Origin of the sequence: Actinoplanes siamensis (genome assembly GCF_016862395.1) — a bacterium.
GTDB classification, from domain to species: domain Bacteria; phylum Actinomycetota; class Actinomycetes; order Mycobacteriales; family Micromonosporaceae; genus Actinoplanes; species Actinoplanes siamensis.
The window spans coordinates 79,698-87,403 of sequence record NZ_BOMW01000057.1; the positions used below are offsets into that span (position 1 = coordinate 79,698).

The following is a 7,706-nucleotide window of genomic DNA, read 5'->3' on the forward strand; positions in this document are numbered from 1 at the left end:
GACCCCGAGCCCCCGCCACGCGGGAGGGGCCGGAGGCGCCCCTACGGCCAGTCGGCGGCGTCCCGCTGCCAGTGAGGGGTCCCTCCGGGATCGTGAGGCGCCGCTGACCTCAGCCGGCGGCGTCCCGCTGGCAAGCGGGGTCTCTCCGGAGCCGTGAGGCACCGCCGAGCGCCGGCCGGCGGGGGCCGGCAGGCAGGGGGAGAGGTGCGCCGGGGGTGGTCACCGGGCGGCCAGCAGGTGCGCCATCTCGGTGCGGGAGCGGACCCCCAGCCGCGCGAACACGTTCCGCAGATGATGATCCACGGTCCGCGGGCTCAGGTGCAGTTCCTGCGCCACCTCACGGTTGGTGGCGCCCTCGGCGACCAGGGCCGCGATCCGCTCCTGCTGGGCGGTCAGCGCGGCGCCGCCGGGGCCGCGGCGTGGCCCGGGTGCCGGCACGACGATCGGGGGTTCGCACCGTTCGCCCGCCGCCCGCAGCTCCCGCACGCTCTGCGCGGCCCACGGATCCGCTCCCAGCAGACGGAACGTCTCCGCCGCCCGCCGCAGGTGCTCGCGCGCCGCGACGTGCCGTCGGCGCCGGCGCAGCAGCCGCCCGTACAGCAGCTCGGTGTGCGCCCGGGGGAACCCGCCCTCGCCGGTCCGGCGCAGCGCCGCGTGGAAGTGCGCCTCGGCCGCCTCGCCGTCGCGCGTCCGCAGTGCCCGGCACCTGTCGCGCAGCGCCAGCCAGCTGTCCTGTCCGGTCCGCCCGGCCCACTCGTCGAACCCCGTCGCCACCGTGGCCAGCGCGGGTTCCGGTCCGGCCGCCTCGAGCAGGTGCGGCACCACGGCGACCCGCAGCAGCACCGACCCGCGTCCGGGCGGCCCGGCCACGATGGTGTGCAGGCGGACGGCCGCGGCCCCGGGGCGCCCGTCGATCAGGTCGAGCAGCGCGAGGGCCCACTCGCAGAGGGGCCCCACCTGGCCGGTGCCGGTCGCCGCCCGGATCCGGGTCTGCCCGCTGTCCCGGTCCCCGACCAGGGCGGCGAGCACCGCGAGCAGCCCCAGATGGGTGCCGGCCAGCGCGCTCTGCCCGGTCTCGCGCGCCACGGCCACGCCGTCCAGCGCCGCGGTGGTCGCCGCGTCGTAGTCGCCGGACGCCATCCCGGCGAGCGCCGCGAGTTCCAGCGCGCGCGGCACCAGGCTGTGTGCGCCGCACGCCCCGGCCAGCACCGCCGCCCGGGCCGCCGCCGAGGTGGCCCGCCGGGCGTCACCGACGATGATCCCCGCGGTGGCGGCCCTGATCAGCGGGATCGGCTCGGCGACGTGGCCGGCCAGGTCCAGTTCCCGCCGGAACCGGCCGAACGCGGCCGGCTCGTCGCCGCGGGCCAGCTCGGCGAGCCCGGCCACGTGGTGGTAGGCCATCGCCAGGCCGGGCGGCTCGCCGCCGTGCTGTCCCGCGGTGACCCGCCGGGCCAGCGCCGCATATCGTCCCCGCTCCCCGGCCAGGCCGGCGGCTTCCCCGGCGAGCGAGAGGGCGTCGAGCGCCGCTTCCGGATCGGCGTCGCCGGCCTGGGCGGCCAGGTCCATCAGGATCTCCCGTGAGACGGGCTCGTCGGGCCGCATCTCGGCGGCCAGCCCGCGCGCCCGCAGCCGGATCGTCGCCGGCCCCGGCGGCGCCGGGATCCGCGGCCGGCCGCCACCCGATCGGTCGGGGCGCCCGGCGTGCGCGGAACGAGAGCGACTCGGCGAGGCGCCCTGGTCCCCTTCCGCGGAAGGGGTGCGACCGGGCGCGGCGCTCTGGTCCGCGGAAGGGCTGTGACCGGCCGTGGCGCTCTGTTCGGCTGTGCGCAGCAGCAGGGTGGCCTCGTGCGGCCGGCCCGCCAGCCAGGCCGCCCGGGCGGCCCGGAGCAGCCCGGTGTCCCGGGCGGCGGGATCCGGGGTGAGCTGGGCCGCGTACCGGAAGGCCGCGGCCGCGTCGGACGGCGCGGCCACCGCGGCCGCCGCGGTGAGTTCGGCGGCGAGCGCGGGGTCCGCCGTGGTCGCGGCCGCGGCGCGGTGCAGCAGCGCGTCCAGATCGCGGCCGCCGGCGGTGGCGGCCTCGGCCAGCGCGAGGTGCACGGTCCGCCGCGCGACCGCCGGCATTTCCCGGTACGCGACGCTGCGCGCCACCGCTGATCCGAAGCGGACAGACGTCCCGTCGATCGTGATCAGCCCCGCCTGCTCGGCCGGCCGGAAGTCCGCCAGCCGGCTGCCGGCGCACGCGGTGAGCAGGCCGGGGAGCGTGGCCGGGGGATCGGCGGAGGCCAGGAACACCAGGTCCCGGGTGACCGGCGGGAGGGCGGCCAGCTCGGCGTGCAGACGGCGGCGCAGCGGGCTGTCCGGCGGCAGGCTGGCCGGGAGCGGGGCGTAGCCACGGCGCTGGGTGGGCGAGAGCGCGCCGGCCAGCTCGGTGAGGGCGGCCGGGTTGCCGCCGGAGAGCTCGGTCAGCGCGGTCGCCACGTCGTCGGTGATGTCGGCGGGGAGCAGGGCGCGGCATTCCGGCGGGGACAGCGGCGGCAGCTGGCGGACCGGCAGATCCGCCGCCGCCAGCCCGGGTGGGCCGGCGGCCAGGATGGCGAGCCGGGTGTCCGCGGCCCGGCGGGCGGCGTAGCCGAGAGCGGCGAGGGACGGTTCGTCGAGGAGATGGGCGTCGTCCAGCAGGATCAACAGCGGGCGGTGGGCCGAGGCGGCGCGGAGGAAATCAAGAAGTGCCTCGCCGGCGGCGACCATGTCGTCCGGGGATCGCGGATTCCGGAAGCCGGCCAGGCGGCGCAGGGCGGCTCCGGGCAGCATGCGTTCGGCGGCGTGACCGGGAACAGTGCGCACCGTCCAGCCGGTGGCCTGCGCGGCGGCGGTGGCCAGCAGCGTGCTTCGGCCGGAGCCGGGAGCGCCGCACAGCACCAGCGCGCCGCCGTGACCGGCCGCGGCGGCCCGCAGCAGGCGCTCAACTTCCTGCACTAAGGGTGCATGAAACATGCCGAGAGTCTGGCCGCCGGACGGCCGAAACGAAAGAAGCTCGCCGATGTCGTGCAGAGGATGAAATTTCCGGGATGTTGCGGCGCGATGAACACATGGCTGGTGATTTCGCCGATGCGTGCCCGGATCCGGGTTGCGCAGACTGGCGCTCGTCGATCCGTCCCCCCAGGTGAAGGAGTGTTCGACGTGCACCGATCATGGAAGAGGTTCCTGGTGAGCGCGGCTGCCGCGGTGGCGCTCACGGCACCGCTCGGCGCCGCCGCCGCGTACGCCGCCGACAATCCCTACCAGCGCGGTCCGGCGCCGACGCTGGCCGCCCTGGAGGCCGGCCGCGGACCGTACGCGGTCTCGCAGGTGGACGTCTCCCGGCTGAGCGTCTCCGGCTTCGGCGGCGGGACGATCTACTACCCGACGTCGACAGCGGACGGAACCTTCGGCGCGATCGCGATCTCGCCCGGCTACACCGCGTACTGGTCGAGCATCTCCTGGCTGGGCCCGCGCCTCGCCTCGCACGGCTTCGTGGTGATCGGCATCGAGACGCTGACCACCCTGGACCAGCCGGACTCGCGCGGGAGCCAGCTGCTGGCCGCGCTGGACTACCTGACCCAGCGCAGCTCGGTGCGCAGCCGGGTGGACGCGAGCCGCCTCGCGGTGGGCGGGCACTCGATGGGCGGCGGCGGTAGCCTCGAGGCGGCAAGTGACAGGCCGTCGCTGCAGGCCGCGGTGCCACTGGCGCCGTGGAACACCGACAAGTCGTGGACCGAGCTGCGGGTCCCGACGCTGATCGTGGGCGGGCAGGCGGACGCCATCGCGCCGGTGGCCAGCCACTCGATCCCGTTCTACAACAGCATCCCGAGCTCCGCGGAGAAGTCGTACGTGGAGCTGACCGGGCAGAGCCACTTCTTCCCGCAGACGGTGAACACCACGACAGCGGTGCAGGCGGTGTCCTGGCTGAAGCGGTTCGTCGACAACGACACCCGCTACGACCAGTTCCTCTGCCCCGGGCCGAGCGGCCTGCTCGTCTCCGACTACCGGGCCACCTGCCCGCTCACCTGAGACGTCTGCGCGCGGGCGCGGCCGGCAGACCCCCTGCCGGCCGCGCCGTTGCGTGACCGTGCCGGCGTCGCCGCGACGGGACGGACGACGCCGGCACGGTGGATCAGGAGGTGGCCGCCGTCGACGGCTCGAGCACCGCGCAGGTCTCGACAGCCTTCTTGGTGGTGGCGTCCGAGGCGTTCAGGTTCGCGGTGTCGGTCACGCCGTTCTTGCGCAGGCAGTCGATGTACGCCGCGTTCGCGCCCCCGCCGCCGCCGCGGCGGACACCACCGGCACGGTGAAGCTGGTCAACGGCACCACGATCTACCTGCGAACCGCCGACGGCACCGTGGTGACGGTCAACACCGACGGCGGCACGACCGTGTCGACGGCCAGGAAGGGCAAGCTCAGCGACGTCAAGGCGGGCGACTCGGTCACAGTCAGGGGCGCCGCCGGCAGCGACGGCGCGGTCACCGCCACCTCGGTCACCGCACAGGCCAAGTGACGAACCACCCATTGATGAGCGTGCCCTCTGGTCCCTAGGCTGAGCCCAGCTCAGACTAGGGGGTGAGCCGCGTGCCTCGCGACCTGCCCATATTGCACGGGCGAGCGGCGCTGCTCGCGGACATCGACGCGCGTCTCGCCGCGGGCGGTGGGGTGGCCCTGCACGGGCCACCGGGCATCGGCAAGACCGCGCTGCTCGACGCCGTCGCGGACCAGGCGGCGGCCCGGGGCGAGGTGATCCTGCGCCTGCGGCCCGCGCCCGGGGAGCAGACCCTGGCGTACGCCGGGATCGCCGACCTCGTCCGGCAGGTCCCGCCGGAGACGGTGGCCGCTCTCGCCCCCGCCGCCCGCAACTCGCTGTCCGCCCTGCGGCAGGGCCGGCCGCCCCGCACCGGCGGCCCGGCCCTGGCCCGGCGCCTGCTGCTGCCGGCCCTGCTCGCGCACTGCGCCCGCGGCGCCGGCGTGCTGCTCGTCCTCGACGACGTGCAGTGGCTCGACCCGGAATCGGCAGCACTGATCGCCTTCGCGATGCGCCGCCGCCCCGGCGCCCGGATCCGCGCCGTCACCGCCGAACGCCGCCCCGCCCATGCCGCCCGCCGCCGCGCCGCCCGACTCTGCCCGCCCCCGGTCACCGAGATCGCGGTGCCACCGCTGGGCCCGGACGACCTCACCGCCATGCTGGAGGCCCGCGGCCTGCCCTGCCGCACGGCCAGCCGCCTGCACCGGGCCAGCGCCGGCAACCCGTTCCTGGCGCTCGCCCTGGGCAGCACCGGCGCCGACGGCCCGGCCTGGCGCCCCGCCCCGCTGCCCGAGGCGGCCCGCGACCTGGCCCGCGACCTGCTCGTCGGTCTCTCCGCCGAGGTGCACGCGACGCTGCTGGTGGCGGCGCTGGCCACCGACCCGACGGTCACCCTGCTGCTGCGCGCCGGCCGCGACGACGCCGACCGGGAACTGCGGCTGGCCGCCGCGGCCGGCGTCGTCGAGGTGACCGGCGAGGCGATCCGGTTCACCCCGCCGCTGATCGCCCAGGTGCTGGTCGACGAGACCGCCGCCGGCGAACGGGCCAGGACCCATGCCGCACTGGCCGCGGCCGCGCTCGACCCGATCGAGGCGCTGCGGCATCAAGCCCTGCGCAGCGTGCGCCCGGACGCCACGGTCGCCCGGCGGCTCGCAGCCGTGGCCGGGCAGTGCGCCGCGCGCGGCTCCGACCGTACCGCCGCGGAACTTTATCTCCTCGCCGCCGACCGCAGCCCGCACCAGCTGGCCGCCGAACGCCTGGACTGGCTGGTCACCGCCGCCCGCACGGCGCTCACCGGCGGCGCCCCGGCCCTCGCCGGCCGGGCCGCCGAGGCGGTGATCGCGGCCGACGCGCCGGCCGGCCACCGGGTCCGCGCCCGCGTCGTCCTGATCGACCTGGCCGGCCAGGCCCTCGGCGAGATGGGCGAGATGTTCGCCGCCGCGCTCGCCGAGGCCGGCGACGACCCGGCGCTGCTCGCCCCGGTCCGCCTGCGGCTCACCTGGCAAGCCATGATCACCGGCGAGCCGGACCGGGCCGCCTTCGAGGCGCGCGGCACCGCCGCCATCGCCCACCGCGCCGGCGACGCCACCAGCGAGGCGATGGCCCTGAGCAGCCTCGCCCAGATCCAGCGGATGCGCGGCGAGCCCGAATGGCGCGACTCGCTGGCCCGGGCGCTGGTGCTGCCCGCCTCCCCGGCGCCGGACTGGCTGCACTACGGGCCGCACTACATGGCCGCCCGCTTCGCGATGATCGACGACCGGCTCGACGAGGCGCGCGCCGAACTGCTGCGGCTGCTCGCGGTCGCCGAGCACGACCGGATCGGCGAGGCCCGCGTCGAGGTGCTCCGCAGCCTGTCCGAAGTGGCGGCGCGGGCCGGGCGCTGCCGGGAGGCGCTACGGTACGCGCACCGCGCCGTCCAGGCCGCCCAGGAAGCCGGGTTGAGCCCCGGGCCGACCTGGTACACGGCCGCGGTGGCGGAGCTGGCCGGCGGAAGCCTGACGGCGGCCGCCGGATTCGCGCGGCGCGGCATCCGGGCCTCCGAACAGGAAGGCGACAACCTCTACCTGCGACGGAACCTGCACGCGCTGGGCCAGGCCGGCCTGCGCTCCGGCGACACCCGGGCCGGCGTCGCGGCGCTGCGGCGGCTGCGCGACCTCGAAGCGGAAGCCGGCAACTCGGACCCGATGATCGTACGCTGGCAGGCGGACCTGGCCGCCGGGCTGGCCGCGCTCGGCGAACACGTCGAGGCGGCCGGCACGCTGGCCCGCGCCCGGCAGGCCGCCGAACAGCTGGGCAGCACCCCGGCGCTGGCCGGATACCTGGACCGGGCCGCCGCCATCGTGCAGTCCGAGAGCGGCCAGGCGGACTCCGCCGTCGAGCTGTCCACCGCTGCGGCGCAGCTCTTCGAACAGCTGCGCCAGCCCGTCGAGCAGGGGCACGCGTTGCTGGTGGCCGGGGGAGCGGAGCGCCGGCGGCGGCGGTACGCGGCGGCCCGGCTGGCCATCGGGGCAGCCCTGGCCATCTTCCTGTCGGCGGACGCGCGGCCGTGGGCCGAGGAGACCGAGCGGGCCCTGGCCCGGACCGAGGGCAGCCTGGCGCCGGAACAGGGCCTGACGTCGACCGAGCTGCGGATCGCGGCGATGGTGCGGGACGGGGCCAGCAATCGGGAGATCGCTACGCGGCTGTATCTGAGCGTGAAGACGGTGGAGGCGACGTTGACCCGGGTTTACCGGAAGTTGGGGGTGCGGTCGCGTACCCAGCTGTCGTCCCGTCTGCAGGCGATCGACGGGGCTCCGCTCGCGGAGCCGATGTCGCCCGCCTAGCGGCTCTTCCGGGACGCCGCGCCCCGGTTCGTCCCTGCTTGCGCCCGTTTCGCGCCTGCTTTGCGTCCCGTTTCGCGTCGCGCTTCGTGTTCTGCTTCGCGCCGCGCCCGCCGCGCCCGCCGCGCCCGCCGCGCCCGCTCCGAGGATCCCCGGGTGCTCTCCGGCGGCGGACACCGAGAATCGCCGGGGAGTTCCCGTTGGTGGGCCGCTCGTCCAGCGGTCGCCATACCGCCATGGCCAACCGGTCCCGGCGACGGCGCGGCCTCGGGCACCCCGGCGCCGCCGCCGGGCAACCAGCTCCAGCTGGTCCTGGTGGTGCCTAAACGAGCTTC

4 protein-coding genes are annotated in these 7,706 nt (G+C 76.7%); 3 read left to right on the forward strand and 1 reads right to left on the reverse strand.

Going from position 1 to position 7,706, the window contains the following annotated elements; translation table 11 throughout:
* Positions 1-219: 219 nt before the first annotated feature.
* Positions 220-2,976 (reverse strand): helix-turn-helix transcriptional regulator, encoded by a 2,757-nt coding sequence (locus Asi03nite_RS27625; RefSeq protein WP_203683394.1) that lies wholly within the window; start codon positions 2,974-2,976, stop codon positions 220-222.
* A 204-nt stretch (positions 2,977-3,180) separates the two neighbouring features.
* Here Asi03nite_RS27625 and Asi03nite_RS27630 point away from each other — a divergent pair, with 204 nt between their 5' ends.
* The 3 genes from Asi03nite_RS27630 (at position 3,181) to Asi03nite_RS27640 (ending at position 7,374) form a co-directional block, all read left to right on the forward strand.
* A complete protein-coding gene (locus tag Asi03nite_RS27630) occupies positions 3,181-4,050 on the forward strand; it encodes an alpha/beta hydrolase family protein (protein ID WP_203683395.1) in 870 nt (289 codons plus the stop codon).
* A 277-nt stretch (positions 4,051-4,327) separates the two neighbouring features.
* The gene (locus Asi03nite_RS27635; RefSeq protein ID WP_239102971.1) at positions 4,328-4,534 is read left to right on the forward strand and encodes a hypothetical protein; all 207 of its coding nucleotides are present in this window, start codon (positions 4,328-4,330) and stop codon (positions 4,532-4,534) included.
* Between the two features lie 71 nt (positions 4,535-4,605).
* Positions 4,606-7,374 carry a helix-turn-helix transcriptional regulator gene (locus Asi03nite_RS27640; protein WP_203683396.1) on the forward strand — a complete coding sequence of 923 codons (2,769 nt, stop codon included), beginning with the start codon at positions 4,606-4,608 and terminating at the stop codon, positions 7,372-7,374.
* Positions 7,375-7,706: the final 332 nt, after the last annotated feature.